Below are 22,769 nucleotides of genomic sequence, written 5' to 3'. Positions count from 1 at the left end.
TGGAGGTGGTGAAAACGGCTGAAAACGCATCTAAAAATAAGAGCCTCTTTGGAGGCTCTTTCCTTCCAAATTTGATTTACAAAGCAGTAATAGCACTGATAATGGCTGGCATCTCTTGGTATGCGCAAGAGCACTCAATTACGGCAGCACAGTTCAACCAAGCATTTGCAAGCATCCCATTGCCAATAATTGGATTCGTCGTCATCATGGATTACCTCTTTGACACAGGCAGCCTTTACAAAAAAGTTTGGGGTAGGCAGAAGAGTTTTGCTGGAGTGCTGTCAGCATTTGCAGTTGCCGGGCTATTTTTCATCGTCGTTACATGGCTGCTCGCTGGAGCAATCACCCTAAACTTCGCCATCATCAGCCCAATAACTTATGTCGTCGCAGGAGTCCTAACGCTCCTCTTGCTCTGGCCAAAGACTGGAACAAGCGAATTCTCCCTCTTGTATTGGCTTGCCGTGCAACTTGTTACGGGCTTCAAATTCCTGACCCTGTTTGGAGGTGTTGGCGTTGGCTGATTACAAGAAGCTCGCAATTGGGAGAGTTCTCATTAGAACAGCAATTGCAATAGGCATGTTTGCATTCATTATGAAGTATGCAGTTGATAAGTCAGTAACAGCAGGTAATTTTGTTGAAGCAGTCCGAGCAACCCCACTAGCAGTAGTGCTCTTTCTTGATGCAATGGACTACTTCATTGACAAGACGGCATACTACCGCATGTACAACGTTGTTTACCAGAGAATGACTGGCGGGCAAAGGAATGATCTTGCCGCAATCTTTGCTCCAGTGATAGTTAGTGCGGCAATATTCTTTGGCATGCTTGCAATGCTTGGTGGGGCAGTAACGCTAAATCTTGGAGAATACAATCCTGGCGTTTTGGTTTGGGTTGGCATAATGAGTGCTTACGCAATGCTTCCAGAGACTGGCGATGAACCTTGGATGACAATAATCTGGTTGGCAGCACAGCTCATTGGTGGCTTCCACAATGTTGTGATTCTGCCAGCAGGACTACTCGGGTGATGACAATGAAGGACTGGCAGAGGCTTGCAGCTGCTTTCATCTTTTATCTCTTGAACATTACAGTGCTCCAGAATACGCTGAAAACTACTCTCACAATACTTGGGTTTGGCGCTGAGTGGTATTATGTCGTTGGGCTTGCAGTGTTGCTCACGTTAGCGTTTTTAAGATTCATCAGCCCGCAGTGGGGACTTGCAGATCTCTTAGCTCTTGGAACTATTGCAGGAGTCTACCTTGTTGCAATTTACAACAATCCAACTCAAGTTGTTGCAGAACTTCTCAAGAGCGTTGTCGGTTTTGCAACTGCTGGAATACTCATGGGACTTGCATCTAGGCAAGGAAGGTGATTGGCAATGGTGGACGCTGGAACAATTAATGCAATCATCAATGGAATGCAGAACTTGGCAGGAACTCATCCCTACCTCATCTTAGGCATTGTCTTCTTAGTTCTAAGCTTCGCCAGCGGGAGCAGAGGACTCAAACTTACCTTTGGCATTTTAGCGGCATTTGCGTTTATGAAGGAATTTTCGTTGTTTGATGCTTTTGTGAATCTCCTCAAGTCGATCCCCTCGCTCCTAGAAGATATTGCTAACGCGTTTAAGGGGGTGTTTTGAATGAAGAAAAGCATGCAAAATTGGATTGTGGCGGGGTTTTTGGTGCTGTTGTTAGTTGCGGGGTACTTTATCGTGGCAAAGCCCAACATTGGTTCAGTAGTTGACCTTAACAACATCTTAAACAGCAACACAACAGAAGAGCAGACTTCAGAGCCAACCGTTGCTGTTGAAAACTTATCAGCTGCCGTTAACGCTGACGCAAGCGTTGCAGTTACCTTTGTTGTTGTAGCTTCAGAGGGTGCTGAAGTGCAAAATGTCAGCGTTTACTATGCACTTAATGTTGCCGATCCAGCCAATGCAACTTACACAGCTGTTCAAGCTACCGAGAATAATAAAACCTACACGGCAACAATTCCAACACAATACGGTGATGTTGTTTATTACTACATTGAAGTCATGTATTTAGCCAACAACGAGACCAAAACCTACAAGACTGACGTTTACAGCCTGACAGTTAAAGACACATTTGATCCTGTAATCAACAGCGTTAGCATTGACTACAATGCAACTGCACAAACATTCACAATCAGCTTCAATGCAACTGACAACGATGCAATTGCCGAGTACATAGTTCATTACGCCGGGAACAGCGTTAACGACTTTGCCAATGTTACATTTAGCATTGTAAACAGCACTACAAGCCCAATAACACTAAGCAACATCACTGAAGGCAACTACTACGCATTCTGGTTCGAGGTCAAGGATCTATCAGGCAATACAGCAATGCTGTTCAACGAGACAAGTCCACTCATTCTCCAAGCCAATGCCTCCTCCACATGGCCCGTAACAGTCTCTTCTGAATCCGGTTAGGGGGGAGGTGAATGAGCCTCTCCCCTTACACTTATTCTCCACGACAACCGAGCTTAGCAAAAATCCTCTTAGCACTCTTCATTTTTTCAACGCTCATCATTTACGCCGCTAAAGAGTATATCGACAATCGTCCAAACCCGATTGAAAAGCGATTGTGGGAGCTTGGCTATCCCAAAGAAGGATTCATTGCATACAAAGAAAACTCAACACTGATTCTAAAGTATGCTGGCGGCTTGTTAGTTGCCAAAACCGGACAGCACTTAGAATTCTACAATGTCACGGCTGAAGAGGCTTACACTCTTGCAAGACAGCACTTTGCTCCGCTAAATCAAAAGCTGAAAGAAGCGAACATTGATATTCGGTTCTTTGTTAAGCCAGAAACTTTGACAGAGAAAGAAAAGAAAACAGGCTGGTACTGGTGTTTTGAGGTCTGGCAGGAGGTTCAAGGCACGAAACTGAACACATACAATGTTGTTTGCGTGAACAGACAAACCGGAGCCGTTGTTGTTGAAAGTCCATTTGAATCGATAAGCTTGGGGTGATGAGAATGAAGAGGGCTTTCGTATTTGTTTTAATTGGATTAATGGTCTTATCAGCCGGATGCATAAGAAAGGAAGGCTCTTTGATAATCATTGACCTGAGCGAACTTAGTAATTTAACAGAAAAAGTAAGCAATCAGACAGAAAGCGGAAATCAGACCAGCAATCAAACACAGTTACATGTTTACGAAGAGCTTGTTTACGTTGGAGGTAACTTAACAATCAAGGAGCTAGACTTTACGATTAAGCCCGACTATGACGTAAGCAAGGGCAAGTTCTTCTTTATCACGCCAAAGGGAATCTTTTGGGAGCCTATGAACATCACAATCGATAACATAACGATTCTTGGAAAAGAGTACTTCGCCGGAACTAGCGTTTACATTGCGAACATCACCATCGTCAGCCCAAGAGAGCTTACAATCACCGTAAACAACCCGGAGGGATAAAGCATGAAGCGCTCTCTTATTCCTTTAATATTCCTATTAATATTAATAGGAACTGTTGAGGCTGCAACTTGGTCATACACTGGCTATCTCAAGGCTGGAGATAAAATTGTAATCAATGAGAACATTACTGTGACAGTTGATTATGACAAGAACAAGCACGTTTACTTTGCAATAATTGAAACACCAAGCAGGAGAGATTTTCTTGTAATAAATCAAACTGAGAGTGTAAATTTAGTTGGCGTACAACTTTCCTTCACGGAATTCAACAACTATACTGTTGTCTCAATCCAAAGCGGCCAAGCATTGAGTGTTGCAGTAAATCCCAAAGAAGGCAAATTCTCAATTAGCAAATACCTTGCAGAGATTTCAAAACTCAAGGACAAGATTGCAGAGCTCACAAAAGAGAACGAGCAACTGAAAGAGAAAATCAAGAGCTTAACTTCTCAAACAAGCCAGCAGCAAAAACCGCAGCAGAGCAAAACAAAGCCTTCCCAACAAACAGATTTTAATAAACTACAGTTAAAGCTTCTAAATCTAACGAAAGAGAACAGAAAGCTTAAAGAAAAGTTAGCAAACCTCACGCAGAAATACAATGCATTAAAAGGGGAAAGTCAGTATCTCAAAGAACAATTGAAGACATATCAGGCTGTTTTCTCCGGGCTTGTTCAGCAAATTGAGCAGCAATCAGAGAGCAACTACATTGACGAAGCCAAGAGTGAAAAAAAGAGTGCCAAACGATTGTGGGGAGCATTAATCCTAAGCGGGCTATTTGTCGGCGGGTTAGGGCTTATTCTCGAAAGAAAACGCCGTAAATATCTCAGAACATAATCAGGTGGTGGGAAAGATGTTCATTTTGAAAAAGAAGCTGGATGATTGCCGAAAAAGTTGAAAATATTAAAAATCACCTGAGAGGGTATAATTTTTGTTTTAGTAAAATGAACGGGTTAGTTTGAGATATAGAGGTGTGGAAAATGGCTGAAGCTGTTGAAACTCCAAACATACAACTACATAACAATATTGAGCAGAGGATATTCATAGGACATGGGAACACAAAAGAAGAGGAAGAAGGCGTGAAAAGACACCTGATACTCAAACCAGATGAGGCAACGCACATGCTAATCTTAGGACCATCGGGATTCTGGAAGACAGCGTTCATGAGGGCGCTAATCCAAGAACTTTGGCACACAACATGGGGACAACATAATGAAAAACCCCTTATCTTAGTGTTTGAAAGAAAATACGACAAAAGTAAAGCAATCCTCGTTAGAGAAACATTTTATGAACTACTTGACAAATACAGCGAGGCAGGTTTAGAGAAAAGGCTCCCTAACTACAAAGACTTTCTAGTATACATATACCTGCTCGAACACTCAGGACAGAAAATACTCGTTGGTAATGAAGAGAGAACAGTAAGAGTAGGCTTAATGGGAGACTTTGCATTGGCCTGGCCCAACATCCTTGGCTTAAAGAAAAGAAGCAAGGGGAACACACTCCTCGGCCACTTCGGACTCAAACCAGAAGCTTATCCAATGCGAAGAATAGTCTTCAACCCAACAAGAGATCTAAAAGACATAGCACTCGACAGCGGGCCAACAGCAGAAGTAACCACCGGCTACCTCAGATATAAACATCTAAATTACAGAGAAGTAGCCCGTTTCACCACAATCCCATTGAGTAGCATCTATGGAAGAGAAATCGAAGAACGGTGGGATTACAGGAGAATGAGAGATCCAGATGAAGTCATAAGGGATGCATACATAGAACTCATCCAAAAAGCTGGCAAAGATGCAAAAAAGAGCACCTACATGGGCGTTAAAAGCGTCATGACCCTGTTAAAACGTAGCAAAATCTTGATTAAAAACGATGACAAAAGACAAGATATTTTCCAAATCATCGACAATGACAAAATCAACGTCATAGACTTTTCTCAAAACAGCCAGCTCACAGAAAAGGAAGAACTGTTAATTTTCAAGAAAGTAATAGACTATGCAATAGACGAATTCGCAAGAAAAAGAGACACTGCAGTTTTTGTTTTTGTTGACGAGGTGCAGAATTACCTCAGAGACAAATGGGGCTGGTATGCAGTAAATAAACTCTTCCGTGAGGGGAGGAGCAACCAAGTAGCATTAATAACAGCAACCCAATACCTGCACAGACTACCCCACGATCTCGTTTACGGAGCAACACACATAGCAATCATGGGAGCATTAGCCAGCAAAACAGACTTCCAGATTCTAAACAACCTCATCGAGGATTTTGACGAAAAATACGAGAAAATTGTTGCAAGAAGCCCACTTGAGCTTGAAAAGTTAAAGAAAAAGTACCGTGGTAGGGGATATTTTTCTTACAACAAGTTTTACACTGAGAGAATATTCTTCCGACCCTCACAAACCCTTTAGGAGGTGAGAGAATGTTAAAATTCAACTTATTTGGAAAAAGAAAAAGAAGCGGAGGAATACCAAAGAAGCGAAACATTGTTGAAGAGAAAATAGTTCCCAAAGCAGAGGAAAGAGTTGAAACACTATCATTCGAAGAAACACCACTTGACGAATACAAACCAGCAAAACAAAGCTATGAAGACATTTTCAAACAACTCAACTTTAAGAAAACACAGCACGAAGTTCTAAAGATTATGTTCAAGCGACCAGAGACCAAACGCAGAGAAATAATAACCCTTGGCTACATCCAAGGGATTGCAATGGCTCCAAACGGCTTCTACGCAATCGCATACTTACCCAAAGCACCAAGCTGGCTTGATGAAGTGTTTTTGAGCATAACCAGAACAGTCGCAAGGTATAAACACCTGAAAGTCCTGTGGGCATTTGAACAGTTCGTAACAATACCAGCGCTTGACTACACCGTCATAGTCGAGGCATCAGAAATAAGAGAAACAGAATACGGGCAATTTGCATTTCCACCAGCTGAGACAGAAGAAGAGAAGGCACTGTTCGAAGCAATTTACATGAAGGCAAACGCACTCGAAGAAACACTTAGAACACTCCTCGAAGACGAACTACACAGATTAATTGACGCAGCACTTAATATCAACCCATACCTCAAGTCATACAACGTACTCGAAAAGAAGAAAGATCCAAGAAAGAAGCTGAGCCTCATAAAATACGCCGAAGGCGAAGAGATAACATTCAACCAACCACCACAAAAAGAAAAAGGAATTTGGGAGGAATTCAACCTATGAGCGAGACCATAGTTGCAAAAGAAGCCTTCAATGAACTTGCAACAAACATCAATAAAGAAGAGCTACTGCAAAATACCACCAAAAAACCAACAGACAAAGAGAAACCAAAAATCCCGGACGCGGAAAACAAACATACACCAACATCAATATATGCAGAACTAATGAAAGAAGTTCTGCGAGAGCTGAAGTACATTGCCAGCACAAGCTACCAGCCAGACATTGTTAAAAGCGCCGAAAGAGCAGCAAGATTCCTCAAAGTCATAATAGCCGAGAACAAAGACCTCTTTCCAGGAATCCTAAAACCAAAAAGTTAGCATGATAACAATTCTCACTTTTTCTTTTGTTTTTGTTATTATCACGCTACACAAACAAACAAAAATTTCGCAAACCTAATAAATGTCCACCGAAACCTCCATATATAAGCAATGCATTAACTATAAGAGGCGACCACAATGCCAGAAAACCAGCAAATCATCGAACCACTAGCGAAATTTCATGTTCCTGTGATATCTAAGTTTAGGGTAGTTATTCCTGAGGGTGAAAAAGAGCTGTTTGGCTTGAATAAGGGAACTTATATTGAAATAATCATTCGCAAAATCAATCCTTCTAATTTTAAGCCATTAAAACGTGTTCACACTCTCGTAAAGCTAACAAGTAGGGGAATGTTTACGATAAACAAACAAATAAGGCAAGAATTGGACATTGAAATTGGTGATATATTAGAAATCCTACTTATAAATTATTATACCCTTGAGGATTTAGTTAAAGATGAATATAAGCACTTGCTCCACTTTGTTGAAAATGGTTTTGAAATCATAGATGAACACCAAGAAAGGGAAATACTTAACATGCACGTGAGGAGGGTTGGTTAATTATTAAATAACAAGCTTCGAGTTTTTTAATAAAAAACATGCTCGTTTTACACAACGTAGTTAAAAACCTATGGAGTTTTTTATTAAAAAATAAGGCATTTTCTCAAACTCTTCGCTAATCAGTGTATTTGTATTAAATCAGTGATCTTACTGCTTTTCTCAGGGTTTGTTATAAAATAAATAAAAAACTCGTTGAAATATAGAACAGTAGTGTAGTATTCTGAGACAGACTTTGATTCTTAGACATTTTGGGACAGTTTTTGAACGCATGTTCATTGAGTGGACAATAATGTTGTCCAATTTTGAATGTTTGTTCAACGATTTTTCCAAAAAAGTTAAATAGTTAAATATGGACAATTATATTGTCCAATCCAATATTATCGTCCAAAGGTGATGTCTATGAAGAAAGGTCCGGGAAGGCCTCGAAAATATCCGCATGGAGTTGTTGTAGTGACCATAACCCTACCAAAAGAAGTTCTTGAGAAGCTTGACAGGGAAAGAAAGGCTCTTTCTCTTTCAAGAGGTGAGTTCATCAGCCTTCTTCTGGAACACTACAGGCACTGAGGGAACAACCATGCCAAGACCAAGGAAAAAGCAGGACGGCAAAATCACAACAGTATATCTCGAAAGATGGGCATTGGAAAAAGTAGTGGAGATTTCAAAAGAGACAGGTCTTTCATTAGGAGATTTGATCGAGATTTGGCTAACGAAAGAAGAAAGAGTTGTTCGCATGGTTGCTGAGTATGAGGGACTGAAAAAGCACGTTGTTGAACTTGAAAAGCTTGTTTCTAATCTTGAAGAAAAGCTGTTTAAGACTCAACAAGAAAATGAAAAGCTCTGTGTTGAAAATCAAGCTCTCAAGGAGGAGAACAAAGAACTCAAGCAGAGAATTAGGGAGCTTGAGAGACAGCTCAAGATGTCTGCAAGAGAAAGAAGGGCTGAGGACTTCAAGAAGGAAATCTACGAGGTTATTGATCGTTATAGTAGGGATGGCAAGATAAAGATGGTTGAACTAATGAAAAGGCTTGGCTATTCTGGCGAATTGCTTAAGCATGCTAAGGAGTTCTTGGAGCAATGGTTTGTGAAGGAAGGCAAGGTTTACGTTTCTTATGAGCTTGGGCTGGTGATAATTCCGCATCATAAGTTTGGGGAGCTTGCTTGGGAAGTTAGGAGGCTTCCATCCTCTTCTAATCCCACATCCATGGAGGTGGTTGAATGAGTTATTTGATTGAGCGTTTAGTCAAAAAGGTCGTTCGGGAAATTCCGGAGCTTGAGATTGAAGAAATACACACCTCTCCAAAGAAGTACAGGAGGAGCTACATCATTGATTGGGCTGTTTTGAAGGATTTAAAGACTGGTAAGAATATTCAGATTTCATATACATGGGAGCGAGGAAAGCCACCGGAGCTTGAGGTAAAGGTCTATTGGATTGAGGTTAAAGGGTTGGAGGCTTTTGGAATAACCCTCCACAAGGAAACAACAAAGAAAACTATTGATTATGATGTCCTCTTTCTGCTTACTCTCACATCTCAAATCTCTCAATGTTTGTTAAAGGAGGTGAAAGCATGAGTTTGGAAACTGAAAAGGCGTTTTGGGCTTTTGTCGCCCAAGAGCGGGCGCAAGCCCGTGTTGTTAAGGAAGAGCCCACCACCTTGGAAGAATGGCTTGAGCAGGAAATTGAGAAGGCCTTGGAGACTAAGGCAAGGCTGGAAAGAGAAGCCGCTGTTTTGAAGGCAAAGAAGCAGAAAGCCGAGCTGGAGAAGGTTGAGAAGGACATCGAGTATTGGAACGGCTATTTGGACGCTCTTGAAGATGTTAAGAGAATGCTGAGGGAGGTGTTTGCATGACTTTGATTCCGGCTAAGGTTCTCAAGCCGTTTGAAAATTACAAAGAGGGTGATTATGTGCTCCTTGATTCTGTTGAAAGTGCCAGGGAATTGTGGAAGAAGGGTTTCATTGATTTGACTCCGTTTTGGGAGGGTGTGCAGAGACTGATTGCTGAGGTTGACATGGCATTGTTCAAGGAAAAGGAGGAAAGGGTTTTACAGGAGTTGAAGAGAGAGTTTTACAAAGAAATCGAGGACTATATTCTTCTTGCAGAAGAAATAGTTAAGAACAGTATTCTGAGCCCGAAAATCTTGAATGTTAAGTTAATAACGCTTGCAAATTTAAAGCGCAAGTACAAACAATTGAAAGCTGTACGCTATCAAAAATTGTTCCAAGCCGCATATTTTAGACCCAACAGTGCCGAAATCCTCAAGCGTCTCACTAACGAAGAGTTGGAAATTTACGAACTCTTCTCACGCCTAACTGAGGAATACTTGGAGGTTTGAGCCATGCAGAGGGGTGTTCGTATTAGTGTTGATGATTTGAAGTTGTGGATGGCTCGGTTGCATTGTGGCAAATATCCAAGGTGTATAAGTGATGATTTGGAGAGCAGGAAGCTCGTGGTAGCCTTCCTTAAGGACTCCTATGATAAGTATTACACTATTGTTGTCAGCCTTGCAGGCAGTCCTCCAAAAGCTCAGGCTCTGTTGTTCCCGTTGGTCGTTGACTGGCATCCAGAGAAAATGGAGGACACTTGCATTCCAATTGGAACAGTCCTCATTCACTCCTTGGGCAAGACTAAATTCAAGAATGCTCCAGCTCAAGGCTGGTATCTTGACATTTCTGAATTCTTCAGGAGAGAGGATTGTATCATAATGAACGATTTGGCTGACTTCAAGCGCATTGGGGGTGATTTGTGATGCAGGTTAGGGGTGTTGAGGTGTTGCAGGTTTTGGAGGCTTTGGAGAGGGCTCCGGCTTTGGTTAGCGACCTCGTGCAAGAGCTCAGAATGCCGGCGCAGGAGGTCAAGGCTTTGCTGGAAGCACTCAGGAGGAAGGGCGTTGTGGATAGGGCCGAGAGTGGGTTCTACTACTTGGTTGATATGCAGCATATCAAAAAGCCAGTGGAGGGCTTCTTTGGTGAAGAAGAGCTGATAGACATGGCTAATGATGTGCTGCCTATTGATGTTGATCCTCAGCTTGACTTTTACTCAAACATGGATAGGGAGGGCTGAGGATGGACAGGATTGAGTTTGAGGCTCGGCTGAGGGAGGTAAAGATTGAGGCAAGGTACAGCAAGGAGGAGGCTATCAGAATGTTGACTGAGCTGTTGAGGGATCTCTACGATGAGCTTGAAGAGCTGAGGAAAGGGGTGAGCGCATGAGCGAAGTCAACACCTTGACAATTCCCGAAGAGGAGGACATTGTTGCCAGAGCGATGGCAGAGTGGAATGCTCAGCATGTTCAGGTTCTCATTGACGATGACGAGATTCCCTCTGATGCTCAGTACCTTCCTCTTGAATCTTTGATTGAGTTCCTTGAGCAGCAGCCCATTCCGGTGAGGGTTCACATTGCTGGAGAGAACTACCTCATCCGGTTGAGGAAGCACGTGCCTTATGAGGAGTTTAAGGAGTTCATTTACTCCCTCTCAGATTTTCTGAGGCGTGGGCATTGGGTTAAGGCGGAGTGGAGTAGGGAAAAAAGAGCAATTGTAGTGAAGAGGTGGAGGAGATGAGGAAGCAGGTTCTTTCTGTTTATTATTCTCAGCTTTCTAAGTATAATACTCCTAGGCCGATTCGGGAGATTGAGGCTTTGAAGGCTCATGTGAGGAGTACTGTTCGGGATTTGACGCTCAGGAAGTTCTTGATTAATCAGTTGAATGATGCGCAGAATAAGCTGTTGTTCTCGGCATTGATGAGGAGGCTTTATCCGAGGGGTCTTGTCATCTATGACATTGATGCTATTCCAGTGCTTATTCTTGGTAATGGCAGAGGAAAGCGTTATCTTGGCTTTTTTGAGTTAAAGTATAAGGAGCCTTGGACTGTTAAGGGCTCTGAAGTCTTAATTAATTGGATGCAGTTTGAGACGCTGTATTACTTTTCAAAAATCCTCGATAAGGACTTGTGGTACATTATCAACGTTGGCTGGAGGGAGTTTTATGCATTCAATGCTTTTCGCATTGCACCCAAAAAAGAACACCGTGGGGAGGGCATTTCCAAGGACAATTATGCAGTCATAAGAAAGGATGAAGTTGTTAGAATGAAGCCTTACGAAGTAATCCCCACCCTCCAACAATTATTCGCCGAGGAGGTGGTTTGATGGCGTTTAGGTTGGAGGGTTGGTATATACTTGCAAGTAAAAGAAGTTTGGGTATTGAGCTGTGGGTACATTTCAACGATGGCATCTCAGATATGTACAAAGTTGTTAGAAGGGGAACTTTAGTTGCACTCTCAACGTCAAGGAGAAAAGCTGCTGAGATATTTGACAAGTTGTCAAAGTTAGAGGAGGCTTGACGAGGATGGTCTCTGATGTTCTTTATTTTCAGGTTGCAATCGTGCCCATTGTGAATGAGTTAGGAGTAAGTGATGAAGATAAGGAGGCAATATACAGGGCGCTTGGTTTCAAGGATGCTATTGATTTTCTTAAAAAGGCAAAGCGTTATGAGAAGTGGGGGGAGAGCGCTTGGTATGCTGAGGGTAAGGACGGGCTGATTCTCATTGAAGGGCATTTAATTGAAACGTGGGTTCGAGACTATGGGGACTGGAAAGAGTATGAGCGTGCTTTGACGTTCTTTAGTGTCGTCATAACAAAGGAATTGTTCGAGGAAGCGGAGAGGAACCCTATCCTTGCAATTAGACTTGCAAAAGAGAAATTGAAGGAGCGTGAGAGCCATGGTTGAGGAAGAGTTTGAGGAAGAAGAATTTTGGGAAGAGGAAGACGAATGGGAAGAAATGGAGTGCTTGGGACTAATCAACATAGCATACGGGGAAATTTGTGAGGTCTGTGAATTCAGAGAGGTTTGCGAGGAACTTGCAAAACAAAATGACGAAGAGGAGCGTGAGGGCCGTGGCTGAGTTGATTACTGTTTATGACTCTGTGGAAATGGCAAAGAGGGATGGTAATGAGGATTTGCTTGCGATGGAGATTCTTATGGTTCTTGTGGTAGGTAGTCTTCCGAGGAAGTTGTCACGGAGAAAGCTAGTGACACTTGTTAGAAAGCTTGCAGAGAGGCATGAAATTTTCGCAAGGTATTTTAGCCCCAAGTGGACTTTTGATGAAGTCTATGATATCATAGATGCTCCACTCTATCTTGAAGATGCTTTTGAGCTTGTAAACTATAAGGTTGGACTAACTGAGACTGGAGAACGTTATTATGAGGAAATAAAGTGCGCCATGGAACCTGAGAAGTTCTACAGCATTGTGAAGGCAGTCAAAGAGGTGGCTAAAGATGAATAATAACAACTTCATGTTATTATCATTTTTCCCTAAACATCTTTCCAGCACAAGCAAGCTTGCAAGCAACATAACCAAAATACTTGCACCCTTGTGCAGTATCTTCCCCCAACTTCGTGAGTGGATCTCAAAGAATAATTACATGTTTAGTGGAAGCTAATAACTATGGGGGTGTAATTATGCCGAGGAAAAGGCGTTTGCCCGATGTTGTGAGTATTAAAATACCCGTTTACCAACCACCGGATGACGTCTTTGATGTTGTTTTTGAGAGCGAGGAAGCCAAGAACATGGCTGAGGAAATCATTGAGTACATTAAGAAGAATGGTCGCATGGGATGGGATGAGTACAAAGAACTATTTCCACCAGAAAAGCATTACTTGTACTTTAGAGTCATCAAAAGGCTTGAAGCCCTTGGCTTCATTTCAAGAGGAGCCTACCACACTTACATCCTCAGCAAGAAATTCTGCGATAGAATGGAACATTTGAGCAAACTCTGGCTATTCAAAATAGGCAAAGTCGAAGAAATCTGGTGATTCTAATGCCAACAAATATTAACATCCTCGGCCATACTCCAAGTAGTGGGTCTATATGCGTAGGAGTGGGCATAAAAATAGCGGCTCTCACAAAGGAGTTAGGGCGCAAAAGAAGCGAAAGAAACGCTTACACATCACTCTAGATAGAGAGGTGGTCGAGGAAATGAATGCCTTAGCCATTAACAAGTCGCAGTTTTTCAATCAAATGGCGAGATGGGTTTTCTTTGATGAGGAACCACCAGAATTGCTCAAGAAGTTAAATTTGGTGGGGCCGCCGGGATTTGAACCCGGGTCCCCGGCTCCCGAAGCCGGAAGGATAGGCCAAGCTACCCCACGGCCCCTCGAGAATGAAGTTTAAGGAAACTGTTATAAAGATTTCGCAACGAGAAATTGGACAAGGAAGGGATTGTCATGATTTCGATTATAGTACCAACGTACAACGAGCGGGAAAACCTTGAGGAGCTTGTGAGTAGAATAAGCAAAGCATTAGAAGGCTATGAGTTTGAGATTATAATCGTTGATGATGACTCTCCAGATAAAACATGGGAGAAAGCTCAAGAATTGGCGCAAAAATATCCAGTTAGAGTTATCAGGAGGACAAAAGAGAAAGGTCTCTCTTCTGCTGTGATTAGAGGATTTAAAGAGGCAAGGGGTGATATTTTTGTAGTCATGGATGCTGATTTACAGCATCCTCCGGAAGTAATTCCAAGGCTCATTGAGGCAATCGAGAGTGGGGCTGACATTGCAATTGGCTCCCGCTATGTAAAGGGTGGAAAGGTTGAGAACTGGTACTGGTGGAGGAAGTTAATCTCAAAAGGTGCAATAATGATTGGTCGTGTTGCGCTGCCGAAAATTAGGAACATAAAAGACCCTGTGAGCGGATTCTTTGCTCTCAGAAGAGGAGTTGTGGAGAATGTTAAGCTGAACCCAGTGGGCTTTAAAATCCTCCTTGAGATTCTCATAAAGGGGAAATACAGCAGGGTAGTTGAGGTTCCATACGCTTTTGGTTTAAGACACGCTGGAGAAAGCAAACTCAGCCAAAAGCAGATTTTCAACTATTTGAGGCATCTCTATCGTTTGATGAAATGGGAGGGTGAGATTGACCGTTTGATTAAGTTCTCAATTGTGGGAATGAGCGGAATAGTTGTAAATCAGTTTTTCCTCTGGCTTTTTGCAAACATTCTCGGTGGGGGGATTGCTAATTTAATGATTGCTAATTTCTTTGCGACTGAGCTTGCAATCCTCAACAATTTCACATGGAATGATCTGTGGACGTTTAGGGATTTGAAGAACAAACCGCTTTATAGGAGGCTCTTCAGCTTCCACTTGGCTGCCTTAAGTGGGGCTGTTGTCCAGTGGGTAATATTTGGAGCCCTTGTTTACCTTGGCATGCATTATCTAATAGCGAACTTAATTGGAATTGGATTCTCGTTTATCGTTAGGTTTCTGGTTAACAGGCACATTACTTGGGGCTGATGCTCCAACTAAGCGAGCAACTTAAATAAGCATTGCGAAATTATTTTTGGTGATATTATGAAGGAGTTTCTTGAGGAAGCAAGAATAAATGTTGATGAAATTTTGAGGCACATAATGAACATCTCTCAGTTCCATAGAATCCAGGGTTCAAAAGAAATCGTTGATGCAGCGGAGTATGTTATTGGGGAGCTTAAAAAAGCTGGAATTGACGCCCAGCTTTTGAAAGATGTCTATGATGGAGAAACCTGGCATCTAACATTGAGATCTCCAATTGCATGGGATCTAATTTACGGTGAAATTGAGATTTTTCACCAAAAATTCACCACTGAGGAAATTCCCCTCATTGTGATGGCACACTCACCAAGCGGAGAAGCTGAGGGAGAGATAGTTCACGTTGAAAGAGAAGAGGACTGGGAGAAAGCAGAGGGAAAAATAGTCTTAGTTGGCAAGAAATGGAAGGATAATTATGAAAAAGCTAACAAAAGCGGTGCCATTGGTTTTATAGCCTATCGCAAAGGAACTGGGAAAGCATTTCCATATATGGGGCTGTTTCTCTCAAAGAAAGATTTAGAGTGGGCGAAGATTCCAGCTGTTGCCGTGAGTGAAGAGATTGCGAATAAAATAATTGGCAAGTTAAAGAAAGGGGAAAGCGTAAAAGTCAAGATGAAAGTTCAAACGGAGATTAAAGATAAACAAATTTTGCCAATGGTTTATGCAAAAATTGGAAAGCCACCGTATATTCTCTTCACAGCTCACATCTGTCATCCAAAGCCAGGGGCAAATGACAACGCAAGCGGTTCAGCAATGCTCATAGAGCTGGCAAAAGCATTGAAAGAAAAATACAGCGAAGATTTCAGATTCGGCTTTGCATTCTTATGGGTTCCAGAGTATCATGGAACACAAGCATTCATTGAAAAGTTCGCTGAGCTTGAGAACTATTATGTGGTAATAAATCTCGACATGGTAGGAGGAAGTGAAGATCGCTCAAATTCAACAATAATGATTGTAAGAACACCGCTATCACGGTTCTCAATTGTTAGCGGGCTTTTGGAGTACTACCTCAATCTGGCAAACGTTCAAAGTGAGAGCTTTGGCGGTGAAGGGATGCCCAAGCTGAAAGTTAAAAGCTACTCTTATCAGATGGGAAGCGACCACGACATTTTCAACTTCTTTGGAGTTCCCGGAGTCATGCCAATAACTTGGCCTGACAAGTTTTATCACTCAAGTGAAGATAGCATAGAGAAGATAAGCAAAGATTCTCTCGAAGTAATTGGGAAGGCTGTTTTAGCTACAGCCTTAGCGCTGGCGAAAGCTGAGAAAGAAAAACTGCAGAGATTTGCAAGAGGCTATGCTATGAAATATCTGGGAGAACTTGGCATGGATAGGGAGGTTGAAGTTGCAGAAAAGCTTGTTATGAAGGGTCTTGCGAGGGATGGGAAGTTTTTGGGAATTAATATAGGTCATGATTTTGAGTTTAAAGCTTGGATAAATTGGGAAAAGAAGGGATTAGTCTCAGTTAGGACAATTAAGGAGTTTGATGAAAAAGCGGCAAAGGAGCTTGAAGAATTTATGGAAGACAAAAAGTTCTCAATCCATCTGCATGAGCTTCTGATGCTGGGAGAAATCTTACCAAAGGAAGAGGCGTTTAAAACCCTTGAAGAAGAATTCGGAAAAATTGACAGGGAAAAGCTCAACAAAGCCCTTGAAATTTTGAAAAAGCTGGGCTTTATTGAGTGTTAAATTTCTCTCTCTTTCAATTCCTTTTCCAGCTCGTTTATTTTTTTGACGATATTTTCTTTCAGCTTTTCAAGGAGTTCTGTTGGAGAAGTTGCTGTATAAACATAGCCAAGCCATCCTTTTTGAATTAATTCTCTTTTTAGGAGCCCTTTTCTATAAAGATTAAGCACGTGCTCTCTTACGCTCCTTTCACTTATGCCCAGCTCCTTCTGGATTTCTGTAATCCTCATAGGAACTTTCTTCTCGAGAAGCAACCTATAAATTCTGATTTCAGTTTTTTTAATCCCCAGTGATCTCAATAAGCTTTCAAGCTTTTCATGTATCTCGCTCATTTTCTCACACCTCTGCAAATTTATCTTCATATTTAAACTTCATAAATGTTGCGGTTTTAGATGAAATTTATTCTACCAATATAGGTTCCTTCCGGTAAATATGCATCTCCTTCTTTACTATTTTTCAGGAAAGGTATCATTTTAATTCCTTCTCTTACATCAAATCCTTCTATGTAAGGGTTTATTGTGGGGAGAATTAGAAATTTTTCAATCCTCAAAAAACATTTTACTCTTTTTGCCGTGCTACCAAATTTTATGATAACCGCAGGGTGAATATGGCCAAGAAAGGCTTTTTCAAATTTTGCCTCGGGAGGGAGAGTTTGATGACCATGAAGGAAAAGGAGATTGTCTATTGTATAGTATCCAACCACTTTCACATTTTCAAAGTTTTTTAAAACCTCTTCAATTTTTCCGTCGTGATTTCCCCTTGTTATTATTACCTCAAAGTCCCTAAGCTCGGAAAAGAACCCTAAGAGGAGCCTTTTTGTAAACGTGTTAATTCCAAGTGGTTCTTTAACATCACCAAGAATAATTATAAAATCGGGTTTTTTAGCCTTTACAAACTCAGCAAGCTTCCTTTCAAATTTTGTTCTTATTCTTAATCCCCTTGAAAGCTCAAAAGCTATGTGTGGATCAGCAAACACCAAAACTTTTCCTCTTGATGTTTCAAGTTCAATAGAAAGATTCTCAAAGGTTCTTTCAACCTCCAAGTTGGAGAACCCCCAGATAATGAAAGGGATAGAAAAAGAACTGAAGATGTCAGATTAATCCCCTTTCCTTCTTCCTCTGTCTCTTGAGTCTCCTAATCCTCTTCTTGATCCACTTCCACCTCATCCTGCCCTTCTTTTTCCACTTCCTTGGTCTCCTCTTCATGATGATCCCTCCTATGATCGCTCCGCTCTAAGCTCTCTCAAGTATATTTTTAAGCTTTTCTCCTAAAAGCAATGAACCTAAAACAATGCCTAAAAGAAGCGAGATTATCGCTATTAAGCTTGCTTTACCGATTGGAAGCACTTCCTTTTCAACTACTTTTTCTACTGGTGTGTAGATGATTTTTGTTTCATTTGGACACTGAATTGCAGGCGGATTTTGTGTTGTGATATTCTGAGTTGTGTTTTCGCAGTTTATGTATTTTTCGACAACTTTTTCAACTGTTTGAACTTTCTTAAATTGGTAAACTGGAATTGTGGCAGTGTCAAGGATTTGTTTCTTTGGAAATGAACTTTCAAGCTTCAATGTTAAGTTCCCAGTTTTTACTGGAGCTATCTCCACTGTGAATGTTCCTTCTGAAGGACTCTCTGCTGTCATTATCGGGGATGACAAATAAGTAATTCCTTCTCCCTCTATTGCCAAAACAAAAGAGCTTGAATAGTTCGTATAGACAGTATAGGTTATCGTGGCGTTAAATGGAACGCCTAATGTTGCGTTGTCTGGAAGATTGAGTTTTGCGGAAAAGGTAATCTCCGGATCCAAGACTTCAAATTTGTGCTTAATGATTCTACGGTATGCTTTTCCATTGTAATCATATAAAATCTCGATTATGAGACTTTGGTTTTCCTTCTCGATTGTGATCGTAGAGTTGTCTATGATGGTTGCATTCGGTAAAAATGAGGGGGTTAAGGTTCTTGATTTCATATCATCTGTGAATATCAATATCTCCAGGTTTTTAGCAGGAGCATCTCCGATGTTTCTTATTGTCAAATTGAGGGGTATATTCTCCCCGAGGTGAACTTTTTCTGGAAGCTTAGCTTTAATATCCAATATAGGAATCCTAATACCCTCTTCCTCTTTTTTCAAAGCTTTTTCATCAGCAAATATAACGAAGTATGCAAGATTATTCCTGACGCCTGCAAATCCATACTTGAACTTTATTGCTAATGGGTAATATACTAAATAGGGGCTATCTGTGCTTAGAACTTTTTTCTCAACCATATTCCCAGCCCTGTAGAGGGCTACTTCAACATGATTTTCGTCAATGAACTTAGAGACCTCAAGCTCATATAGCTTTGATAATCTGACCTTCTCATGCTCAGCGATGAATCCTTCAAAATATGGCATTTCTTTTACTGTTAAATACGTGGCATTTACCAAATCCAAACGAACTAATGCGCGATTCTCATCAAATTCAAGCAAAGTTAACAACGTTACGTCATCTACATATATTTTTTCACCTTTGGAAAGCTCGTATGTTTTATTCTTGATAACTAAGAGGGCTTTTCCATCGCTGATACCTTTGTATATAATATCTCCGCTTTGGTCTTTGTATATGTATTCTCTGAAGAGATAATTGAGGGGATTCAGCTTTATTTCAAAGTTTTTGTCCTTATAGTATGTTCTCTCTTTAGAGAGGGTTACATTTGCATATCCTAAATCAAGCTCTGCATAACTTTCATTAGCTTTAATAACTTCAATCTGCTTGTTCTTGAGAACTATACTTTCCCCAACTTTGAAATACGGAACATCGATCTCAAGAAGAACTGCTGGATATATCTCGGACTTGAAGGAATCTTCCAGATAAATTTGGATATTATCTACCATCAGCCCCTCATTAAAGGAAATTGTTCCCATTCTATAAAGCAGACCGTATCTGTATACTTGTATTAGGGCTTTTGTAAAGTCTTTGTCAACATCAACAACTTTTATAGTGTAAGTACCAATGGTCACGCTTTCTCCAATTCTGAGCCACACAAAAATTTTACTCTCATTTTGGGCACTCACGGGAAGGGAGAAACAAAGAAGTAACATCAAAATGACAACGACCTTTTTCATTTTTGCCACCAGTTTTATTAGGTTCAATTCTTATTAATTCTTTGCTGGTGATAGGTATGAGGGTCGGGTTCATTCAGATGGAGCCTAAGCTTTTGGATTTAAACGCTAATTTGAGCAGGGCTGAGAAGCTTTTAAAAGATGCTGCCAAGCAAGAGGCTCAATTGGTTGTTCTTCCCGAACTCTTTGATACTGGCTATAACTTCGAGAGCAGGGAAGAAGTTGAAAGCATTGCCCAGCAGATACCAGATGGGGAGACGACGCAGTTCTTAATTGAGCAGGCAAGAGAGCATGATATGTTCATTGTTGCCGGGACTGCAGAAAAAGATGAAAAAGGAAGGCTTTATAATTCAGCTGTCCTTGTTGGGCCAATTGGGTGGGGATACATTGGAAAATACCGCAAGATTCATCTATTCTACAGAGAAAAACTGTTCTTTGAGCCGGGAAATTTGGGGTTCCATGTGTTTAACATCGGAGTGGCAAAAGTGGGCATAATGATTTGCTTTGACTGGTTCTTCCCAGAAGCCATGAGGACACTGGCATTAAAAGGTGCCGACATAGTGGCTCATCCAGCAAATCTTGTGATGCCGTATGCCCCAAGGGCAATGCCGATTAGAAGCTTGGAAAACAGGGTCTTTTCAATTACTACCAATAGGATTGGGGAAGAGAGAGGGCTCAGGTTCATTGGGATGAGCCAAATCAATTCACCAAAGGCTGAAATTCTGCTCAGAGCGAGTGAAGACAGGGAAGAAGTTGGTATTGTTGAGATAAACATAGAAGAGGCAAGAAACAAAAAGATAAACGATTACAATGATATATTCAAGGATAGACAACCTAAGTACTATTTTGTCTGATCCTCTTTTGTTTGTTTTTTATTCGGAAGTTCCAGCGGCAAGTAGGAGTCTAAAAGTTTCAATTAACAGCAGTCCAATGCCGCCGAGCAGTGTTGCAGACAGTAAGGCATTAGAATGGAAATTGTAAGCGTTATAAAGAATCAAGTATACATTTGCCCAAGCCAGCATTATCGCAATTATCGTCATCATTTCAGCAAGTATCTTTAATCCCTTTTTACTCATTTTTGGAGCTGTTCTCAATATCATAGGATCCTTGGCCATGTATGTGAGAGCAATTGGAAGCAGAGATGCTGCCAGAGGAAATAGGAACACTCCAAGGGTCTTCTGTGCAAAGTTATCCGGCTCACCAGCGATGTTGAAGTGGATTGCAACTATGTCGGGGAGCCTATCCCAGCTGAAAACTAAAAATATAAGGCTGAAGGTTAATGCTCCGATTTGAATTGCGAGATACGGCTTTACGTTTATACCTTCAATGGGTTTGGGCTCACCAAAAGCGGGTTCTTTAAGGCTTTCTTTTTCAACGATTTCTCTTGCCATCTTATAGGCATAGATAGTAATCAATAAAACCCCGGCAATCATCACAATGAAAAAGATTAGGATGTTGCGAACCTTTAGGCTCAGAACAAAGAGCAGAACACCAAAGACCATGAATGCCTTCCCTCCAAACGTATTTACCCTCACCCATGCTTCCTTGGATGAAAACGTATAGCCAAAACGAAAGCCTATTGCTGTGTTTGGTTTGTTTCTGAAAATGTAGGTCAGCAAACCGCTTACAAACATTAAGGAGGCAATAAATATCTCAAACATCATGTTGAAAACTTCAATCCCAGCCATATTCATCACCTGTCAGCTTTTTCATCATTCTGCTGACTGATTCTATCTCTTTCCTAAGCTCTTCAAGAACGTCTTTTCCAAGGGGAGTTATCCGGTAATATTTTCTTGCTCTCCCCCCAACTTCAGCCCAAAACCCTTCTATAAGCTTGTATCTTTCCAAACTCTTGAGCAGATCATAGAGAGTTCCTTCACTGGGCACTATTTTACCATTACTCAGTTTTTCAAACTCCTTCCTAATTGCGTAGCCATGCATGTCCCCTTTATTTTCCAGAATGGATAGGATAATAAAGGAATAAGTACCAGCCCTGAGCTCCCTCCTCAGCTTTTTTAAGGCTTTTTCTTTTGGATCACCAAACAACCTTTTCTTCCTCCCCTTCTACTTTTGCTTTTGGAATGCCATACCGCAGTAGTATGAGAGTAATAGCGGTGATTGTGCTGTAAGTCATTATTAAGCTTATCTGGGAGTTCGTGAGCTGATAGTATGATGCAAACGTATCGATAACACCGTGAGCAATGCTTAGGACAACCAACGCTTTCCTTCCAAATCCATTCTTATAAGCGTATGCCAATGTAATAGTGGTTCCTCCATGGAAAAGAGTTGCCATGTATCTTTCAAATGAGCTAAGCAGTGCTTGTGTTAGCTGAATTGGAGGAACTCCAATCATAAAGCTCTGCACTATCTGAATCAGGGGTACTAAAACCGCTTCTCCAAGCCCAAATCCAATTCCAACAAAAAGTACCTCTTTAAGTCCTTTGTTCCTCACAAAGGCATACTTCAGGCCCTCTTGGAAGAACCCTGCAACAAATCCAAGCCAGACACTTGTGATAACTGTAAAGGCAAACCCTTTAGCAATTATATCTGCGTTTGATTTAATCCCTAAAGCCAAGAATGGAGCCTGCTGAATTATTGGCTGAATGAAAAGTGTTATTGCAACCAAAAAGAAGCCCAAAATTAATTCTGCTCCTTTGATTTTTTTGAATCCGGCAGTGTAGAATGTTAACAGAGCTAAAATTCCACCTAAAATAGGTAAACCGACTGCCAACGGAAGGGGAATTCCCTTCTCCCGCCAGACAACTTTCTGAATCCAGATTCCGGAAAGTTTATATTCTCCATTGGTTTGACTAAAAACGAGTTTCAGTGTAACGTCAGCTTTTTCAAACTCAAAACGATAATACGCCACTACAAATTTTCCGGATTTTTCCTCTTCAATGAATTCAAAGCTTTTAAGACCGCCGTATTTTGAACTCATTTGTTCCCTTAAAGCATTGAAGGCTTTTTCATTAAAAGCCTCTTTCATCCTTTCGTCCAAATATGGCTCAAGAATTGAGTAGTTTCCAGTTTTTAGGCTTTCAAAAACTGCTTTTGCAACTTCATCATAAGGCTGTTGGGCAAGAGCATAAAAAGCGAGCATTGTTATGATAAAAATTAGTGCAACCTTTCTCATCTTAATCACCATACCTCG

The 22,769-nt window shown here is 41.2% G+C and carries 36 protein-coding genes and 1 tRNA gene; 30 read left to right on the top strand and 7 right to left on the bottom strand.

The genetic code is table 11. The features are described 5' to 3' along the window. Positions 1-8 precede the first annotated feature (8 nt). The 27 genes from VFC49_RS07010 (at position 9) to VFC49_RS06880 (ending at position 13,307) form a co-directional block, all read left to right on the top strand. Positions 9-521, top strand: a complete 513-nt coding sequence (locus VFC49_RS07010; protein ID WP_324734944.1) for a hypothetical protein — start codon at positions 9-11, stop codon at positions 519-521. After that, positions 514-1,023 (top strand): hypothetical protein, encoded by a 510-nt coding sequence (locus VFC49_RS07005; RefSeq protein WP_324734943.1) that lies wholly within the window; start codon positions 514-516, stop codon positions 1,021-1,023. The genes VFC49_RS07010 and VFC49_RS07005 overlap by 8 nt, the downstream gene beginning before the upstream one ends. After that, on the top strand, positions 1,023-1,367 hold the full coding sequence (locus tag VFC49_RS07000) for a hypothetical protein (RefSeq protein ID WP_324734942.1): 345 nt from the start codon (positions 1,023-1,025) through the stop codon (positions 1,365-1,367). Before VFC49_RS07005 ends, VFC49_RS07000 begins: the two co-directional genes overlap by 1 nt. A 6-nt stretch (positions 1,368-1,373) precedes the next feature. Next, positions 1,374-1,634, top strand: coding sequence for a t26-9p (locus VFC49_RS06995; RefSeq protein ID WP_324734941.1), 261 nt, complete (start codon positions 1,374-1,376; stop codon positions 1,632-1,634). After that, on the top strand, positions 1,635-2,444 hold the full coding sequence (locus tag VFC49_RS06990; protein ID WP_324734940.1) for a hypothetical protein: 810 nt from the start codon (positions 1,635-1,637) through the stop codon (positions 2,442-2,444). An 11-nt stretch (positions 2,445-2,455) separates the two neighbouring features. Beyond that, positions 2,456-2,986: a hypothetical protein gene (locus VFC49_RS06985; RefSeq protein WP_324734939.1), complete on the top strand. Its 531-nt coding sequence runs from the start codon at positions 2,456-2,458 to the stop codon at positions 2,984-2,986. 5 nt (positions 2,987-2,991) lie between these two features. Then, positions 2,992-3,429, top strand: a complete 438-nt coding sequence (locus VFC49_RS06980; protein WP_324734938.1) for a hypothetical protein — start codon at positions 2,992-2,994, stop codon at positions 3,427-3,429. Positions 3,430-3,432: 3 nt separating this feature from the next. Then, positions 3,433-4,257, top strand: a complete 825-nt coding sequence (locus VFC49_RS06975; protein WP_324734937.1) for a hypothetical protein — start codon at positions 3,433-3,435, stop codon at positions 4,255-4,257. A 143-nt stretch (positions 4,258-4,400) separates the two neighbouring features. Further along, entirely contained in the window at positions 4,401-5,828 is a 1,428-nt protein-coding gene (locus tag VFC49_RS06970) for a hypothetical protein (protein ID WP_324734936.1), read from the top strand. An 11-nt stretch (positions 5,829-5,839) separates the two neighbouring features. After that, the gene (locus VFC49_RS06965) at positions 5,840-6,625 is read left to right on the top strand and encodes a hypothetical protein (RefSeq protein ID WP_324734935.1); all 786 of its coding nucleotides are present in this window, start codon (positions 5,840-5,842) and stop codon (positions 6,623-6,625) included. Continuing rightward, positions 6,622-6,939 carry a hypothetical protein gene (locus VFC49_RS06960; protein WP_324734934.1) on the top strand — a complete coding sequence of 106 codons (318 nt, stop codon included), beginning with the start codon at positions 6,622-6,624 and terminating at the stop codon, positions 6,937-6,939. Before VFC49_RS06965 ends, VFC49_RS06960 begins: the two co-directional genes overlap by 4 nt. 138 nt (positions 6,940-7,077) lie before the next feature. Then, positions 7,078-7,497, top strand: a complete 420-nt coding sequence (locus VFC49_RS06955) for an AbrB/MazE/SpoVT family DNA-binding domain-containing protein (protein WP_324734933.1) — start codon at positions 7,078-7,080, stop codon at positions 7,495-7,497. Between the two features lie 399 nt (positions 7,498-7,896). Next, positions 7,897-8,061 (top strand): ribbon-helix-helix domain-containing protein, encoded by a 165-nt coding sequence (locus tag VFC49_RS06950; protein WP_324734932.1) that lies wholly within the window; start codon positions 7,897-7,899, stop codon positions 8,059-8,061. 10 nt (positions 8,062-8,071) lie between these two features. Then, entirely contained in the window at positions 8,072-8,716 is a 645-nt protein-coding gene (locus VFC49_RS06945; RefSeq protein ID WP_324734931.1) for a hypothetical protein, read from the top strand. Beyond that, entirely contained in the window at positions 8,713-9,066 is a 354-nt protein-coding gene (locus VFC49_RS06940) for a hypothetical protein (protein ID WP_324734930.1), read from the top strand. The genes VFC49_RS06945 and VFC49_RS06940 overlap by 4 nt, the downstream gene beginning before the upstream one ends. After that, positions 9,063-9,344 (top strand): hypothetical protein, encoded by a 282-nt coding sequence (locus tag VFC49_RS06935; protein ID WP_324734929.1) that lies wholly within the window; start codon positions 9,063-9,065, stop codon positions 9,342-9,344. Before VFC49_RS06940 ends, VFC49_RS06935 begins: the two co-directional genes overlap by 4 nt. Then, positions 9,341-9,829, top strand: a complete 489-nt coding sequence (locus VFC49_RS06930) for a hypothetical protein (RefSeq protein ID WP_324734928.1) — start codon at positions 9,341-9,343, stop codon at positions 9,827-9,829. Before VFC49_RS06935 ends, VFC49_RS06930 begins: the two co-directional genes overlap by 4 nt. A gap of 3 nt (positions 9,830-9,832) precedes the next feature. Then, positions 9,833-10,243, top strand: a complete 411-nt coding sequence (locus VFC49_RS06925; RefSeq protein WP_324734927.1) for a hypothetical protein — start codon at positions 9,833-9,835, stop codon at positions 10,241-10,243. Then, positions 10,243-10,557: a MarR family transcriptional regulator gene (locus VFC49_RS06920; protein ID WP_324734926.1), complete on the top strand. Its 315-nt coding sequence runs from the start codon at positions 10,243-10,245 to the stop codon at positions 10,555-10,557. Before VFC49_RS06925 ends, VFC49_RS06920 begins: the two co-directional genes overlap by 1 nt. Positions 10,558-10,559: 2 nt before the next feature. Beyond that, complete coding sequence (locus VFC49_RS06915; protein WP_324734925.1) at positions 10,560-10,706, top strand: hypothetical protein; 147 nt, start codon at positions 10,560-10,562, stop codon at positions 10,704-10,706. Further along, positions 10,703-11,056: a hypothetical protein gene (locus VFC49_RS06910; protein WP_324734924.1), complete on the top strand. Its 354-nt coding sequence runs from the start codon at positions 10,703-10,705 to the stop codon at positions 11,054-11,056. The genes VFC49_RS06915 and VFC49_RS06910 overlap by 4 nt, the downstream gene beginning before the upstream one ends. Further along, on the top strand, positions 11,053-11,640 hold the full coding sequence (locus tag VFC49_RS06905; protein ID WP_324734923.1) for a hypothetical protein: 588 nt from the start codon (positions 11,053-11,055) through the stop codon (positions 11,638-11,640). The genes VFC49_RS06910 and VFC49_RS06905 overlap by 4 nt, the downstream gene beginning before the upstream one ends. Next, positions 11,640-11,834 (top strand): hypothetical protein, encoded by a 195-nt coding sequence (locus VFC49_RS06900; protein ID WP_324734922.1) that lies wholly within the window; start codon positions 11,640-11,642, stop codon positions 11,832-11,834. The genes VFC49_RS06905 and VFC49_RS06900 overlap by 1 nt, the downstream gene beginning before the upstream one ends. Beyond that, a complete protein-coding gene (locus VFC49_RS06895; RefSeq protein ID WP_324734921.1) occupies positions 11,831-12,220 on the top strand; it encodes a hypothetical protein in 390 nt (129 codons plus the stop codon). Before VFC49_RS06900 ends, VFC49_RS06895 begins: the two co-directional genes overlap by 4 nt. After that, complete coding sequence (locus VFC49_RS06890; RefSeq protein ID WP_324734920.1) at positions 12,213-12,395, top strand: hypothetical protein; 183 nt, start codon at positions 12,213-12,215, stop codon at positions 12,393-12,395. The genes VFC49_RS06895 and VFC49_RS06890 overlap by 8 nt, the downstream gene beginning before the upstream one ends. Continuing rightward, positions 12,388-12,777, top strand: a complete 390-nt coding sequence (locus tag VFC49_RS06885) for a hypothetical protein (protein ID WP_324734919.1) — start codon at positions 12,388-12,390, stop codon at positions 12,775-12,777. The genes VFC49_RS06890 and VFC49_RS06885 overlap by 8 nt, the downstream gene beginning before the upstream one ends. Positions 12,778-12,953: 176 nt before the next feature. Continuing rightward, a complete protein-coding gene (locus tag VFC49_RS06880) occupies positions 12,954-13,307 on the top strand; it encodes a hypothetical protein (protein ID WP_324734918.1) in 354 nt (117 codons plus the stop codon). Between the two features lie 263 nt (positions 13,308-13,570). On the opposite strand, the gene VFC49_RS06875 is transcribed toward VFC49_RS06880, so the two are convergent. After that, a tRNA-Pro gene (locus VFC49_RS06875) sits at positions 13,571-13,648 on the bottom strand. A gap of 70 nt (positions 13,649-13,718) precedes the next feature. Between VFC49_RS06875 and VFC49_RS06870 the strand changes: the two genes are divergently transcribed. Both VFC49_RS06870 and VFC49_RS06865 read left to right on the top strand, forming a co-directional pair. Then, entirely contained in the window at positions 13,719-14,783 is a 1,065-nt protein-coding gene (locus VFC49_RS06870; protein WP_324736675.1) for a glycosyltransferase family 2 protein, read from the top strand. Positions 14,784-14,840: 57 nt separating this feature from the next. Continuing rightward, the gene (locus tag VFC49_RS06865; protein WP_324734917.1) at positions 14,841-16,523 is read left to right on the top strand and encodes a DUF4910 domain-containing protein; all 1,683 of its coding nucleotides are present in this window, start codon (positions 14,841-14,843) and stop codon (positions 16,521-16,523) included. Here the strand turns inward: VFC49_RS06865 and VFC49_RS06860 are convergent. From VFC49_RS06860 to VFC49_RS06850, 3 genes are all read right to left on the bottom strand, one after another. Further along, positions 16,520-16,852, bottom strand: coding sequence for a transcriptional regulator (locus VFC49_RS06860; RefSeq protein WP_324734916.1), 333 nt, complete (start codon positions 16,850-16,852; stop codon positions 16,520-16,522). The genes VFC49_RS06865 and VFC49_RS06860 overlap by 4 nt on opposite strands. Before the next feature lie 56 nt (positions 16,853-16,908). Then, positions 16,909-17,562: a metallophosphoesterase gene (locus VFC49_RS06855; RefSeq protein ID WP_324734915.1), complete on the bottom strand. Its 654-nt coding sequence runs from the start codon at positions 17,560-17,562 to the stop codon at positions 16,909-16,911. A 190-nt stretch (positions 17,563-17,752) separates the two neighbouring features. Continuing rightward, positions 17,753-19,621 (bottom strand): hypothetical protein, encoded by a 1,869-nt coding sequence (locus tag VFC49_RS06850; RefSeq protein WP_324734914.1) that lies wholly within the window; start codon positions 19,619-19,621, stop codon positions 17,753-17,755. Between the two features lie 56 nt (positions 19,622-19,677). On the opposite strand from VFC49_RS06850, the gene VFC49_RS06845 reads away from it, so the two are divergent. Next, positions 19,678-20,472 (top strand): nitrilase, encoded by a 795-nt coding sequence (locus VFC49_RS06845; protein ID WP_324734913.1) that lies wholly within the window; start codon positions 19,678-19,680, stop codon positions 20,470-20,472. Positions 20,473-20,490: 18 nt separating this feature from the next. Here the strand turns inward: VFC49_RS06845 and VFC49_RS06840 are convergent, their stop codons facing one another. From VFC49_RS06840 to VFC49_RS06830, 3 genes are read right to left on the bottom strand one after another with little or no spacing between them, the layout of a single operon-like run. Continuing rightward, positions 20,491-21,306 (bottom strand): DUF1648 domain-containing protein, encoded by an 816-nt coding sequence (locus tag VFC49_RS06840; protein ID WP_324734912.1) that lies wholly within the window; start codon positions 21,304-21,306, stop codon positions 20,491-20,493. Further along, on the bottom strand, positions 21,293-21,664 hold the full coding sequence (locus VFC49_RS06835; RefSeq protein ID WP_324734911.1) for a PadR family transcriptional regulator: 372 nt from the start codon (positions 21,662-21,664) through the stop codon (positions 21,293-21,295). The genes VFC49_RS06840 and VFC49_RS06835 overlap by 14 nt, the downstream gene beginning before the upstream one ends. Beyond that, positions 21,654-22,751: a DUF3887 domain-containing protein gene (locus VFC49_RS06830; protein ID WP_324734910.1), complete on the bottom strand. Its 1,098-nt coding sequence runs from the start codon at positions 22,749-22,751 to the stop codon at positions 21,654-21,656. The genes VFC49_RS06835 and VFC49_RS06830 overlap by 11 nt, the downstream gene beginning before the upstream one ends. Positions 22,752-22,769 lie beyond the last annotated feature (18 nt).

Source organism: Thermococcus sp. SY098, from assembly GCF_035621495.1.
Lineage (GTDB): Archaea > Methanobacteriota_B > Thermococci > Thermococcales > Thermococcaceae > Thermococcus_B.
This window is presented reverse-complemented; position numbering and strand designations above follow the sequence as displayed.

Coding starts and splice junctions, on each gene's coding strand:
- VFC49_RS07000 (WP_324734942.1), top strand. CDS start 1,023: ATGACAATGAAGGACTGGCAGAGGCTTGCAGCTGCTTTCATCTTTTAT.
- VFC49_RS06995 (WP_324734941.1), top strand. CDS start 1,374: ATGGTGGACGCTGGAACAATTAATGCAATCATCAATGGAATGCAGAAC.
- VFC49_RS06990 (WP_324734940.1), top strand. CDS start 1,635: ATGAAGAAAAGCATGCAAAATTGGATTGTGGCGGGGTTTTTGGTGCTG.
- VFC49_RS06985 (WP_324734939.1), top strand. CDS start 2,456: ATGAGCCTCTCCCCTTACACTTATTCTCCACGACAACCGAGCTTAGCA.
- VFC49_RS06980 (WP_324734938.1), top strand. CDS start 2,992: ATGAAGAGGGCTTTCGTATTTGTTTTAATTGGATTAATGGTCTTATCA.
- VFC49_RS06975 (WP_324734937.1), top strand. CDS start 3,433: ATGAAGCGCTCTCTTATTCCTTTAATATTCCTATTAATATTAATAGGA.
- VFC49_RS06970 (WP_324734936.1), top strand. CDS start 4,401: ATGGCTGAAGCTGTTGAAACTCCAAACATACAACTACATAACAATATT.
- VFC49_RS06965 (WP_324734935.1), top strand. CDS start 5,840: ATGTTAAAATTCAACTTATTTGGAAAAAGAAAAAGAAGCGGAGGAATA.
- VFC49_RS06960 (WP_324734934.1), top strand. CDS start 6,622: ATGAGCGAGACCATAGTTGCAAAAGAAGCCTTCAATGAACTTGCAACA.
- VFC49_RS06955 (WP_324734933.1), top strand. CDS start 7,078: ATGCCAGAAAACCAGCAAATCATCGAACCACTAGCGAAATTTCATGTT.
- VFC49_RS06950 (WP_324734932.1), top strand. CDS start 7,897: ATGAAGAAAGGTCCGGGAAGGCCTCGAAAATATCCGCATGGAGTTGTT.
- VFC49_RS06945 (WP_324734931.1), top strand. CDS start 8,072: ATGCCAAGACCAAGGAAAAAGCAGGACGGCAAAATCACAACAGTATAT.
- VFC49_RS06940 (WP_324734930.1), top strand. CDS start 8,713: ATGAGTTATTTGATTGAGCGTTTAGTCAAAAAGGTCGTTCGGGAAATT.
- VFC49_RS06935 (WP_324734929.1), top strand. CDS start 9,063: ATGAGTTTGGAAACTGAAAAGGCGTTTTGGGCTTTTGTCGCCCAAGAG.
- VFC49_RS06930 (WP_324734928.1), top strand. CDS start 9,341: ATGACTTTGATTCCGGCTAAGGTTCTCAAGCCGTTTGAAAATTACAAA.
- VFC49_RS06925 (WP_324734927.1), top strand. CDS start 9,833: ATGCAGAGGGGTGTTCGTATTAGTGTTGATGATTTGAAGTTGTGGATG.
- VFC49_RS06920 (WP_324734926.1), top strand. CDS start 10,243: ATGCAGGTTAGGGGTGTTGAGGTGTTGCAGGTTTTGGAGGCTTTGGAG.
- VFC49_RS06915 (WP_324734925.1), top strand. CDS start 10,560: ATGGACAGGATTGAGTTTGAGGCTCGGCTGAGGGAGGTAAAGATTGAG.
- VFC49_RS06910 (WP_324734924.1), top strand. CDS start 10,703: ATGAGCGAAGTCAACACCTTGACAATTCCCGAAGAGGAGGACATTGTT.
- VFC49_RS06905 (WP_324734923.1), top strand. CDS start 11,053: ATGAGGAAGCAGGTTCTTTCTGTTTATTATTCTCAGCTTTCTAAGTAT.
- VFC49_RS06900 (WP_324734922.1), top strand. CDS start 11,640: ATGGCGTTTAGGTTGGAGGGTTGGTATATACTTGCAAGTAAAAGAAGT.
- VFC49_RS06890 (WP_324734920.1), top strand. CDS start 12,213: ATGGTTGAGGAAGAGTTTGAGGAAGAAGAATTTTGGGAAGAGGAAGAC.
- VFC49_RS06880 (WP_324734918.1), top strand. CDS start 12,954: ATGCCGAGGAAAAGGCGTTTGCCCGATGTTGTGAGTATTAAAATACCC.
- VFC49_RS06870 (WP_324736675.1), top strand. CDS start 13,719: ATGATTTCGATTATAGTACCAACGTACAACGAGCGGGAAAACCTTGAG.
- VFC49_RS06865 (WP_324734917.1), top strand. CDS start 14,841: ATGAAGGAGTTTCTTGAGGAAGCAAGAATAAATGTTGATGAAATTTTG.
- VFC49_RS06860 (WP_324734916.1), bottom strand. CDS start 16,852: ATGAGCGAGATACATGAAAAGCTTGAAAGCTTATTGAGATCACTGGGG.
- VFC49_RS06850 (WP_324734914.1), bottom strand. CDS start 19,621: ATGAAAAAGGTCGTTGTCATTTTGATGTTACTTCTTTGTTTCTCCCTT.
- VFC49_RS06845 (WP_324734913.1), top strand. CDS start 19,678: ATGAGGGTCGGGTTCATTCAGATGGAGCCTAAGCTTTTGGATTTAAAC.
- VFC49_RS06840 (WP_324734912.1), bottom strand. CDS start 21,306: ATGGCTGGGATTGAAGTTTTCAACATGATGTTTGAGATATTTATTGCC.
- VFC49_RS06830 (WP_324734910.1), bottom strand. CDS start 22,751: ATGAGAAAGGTTGCACTAATTTTTATCATAACAATGCTCGCTTTTTAT.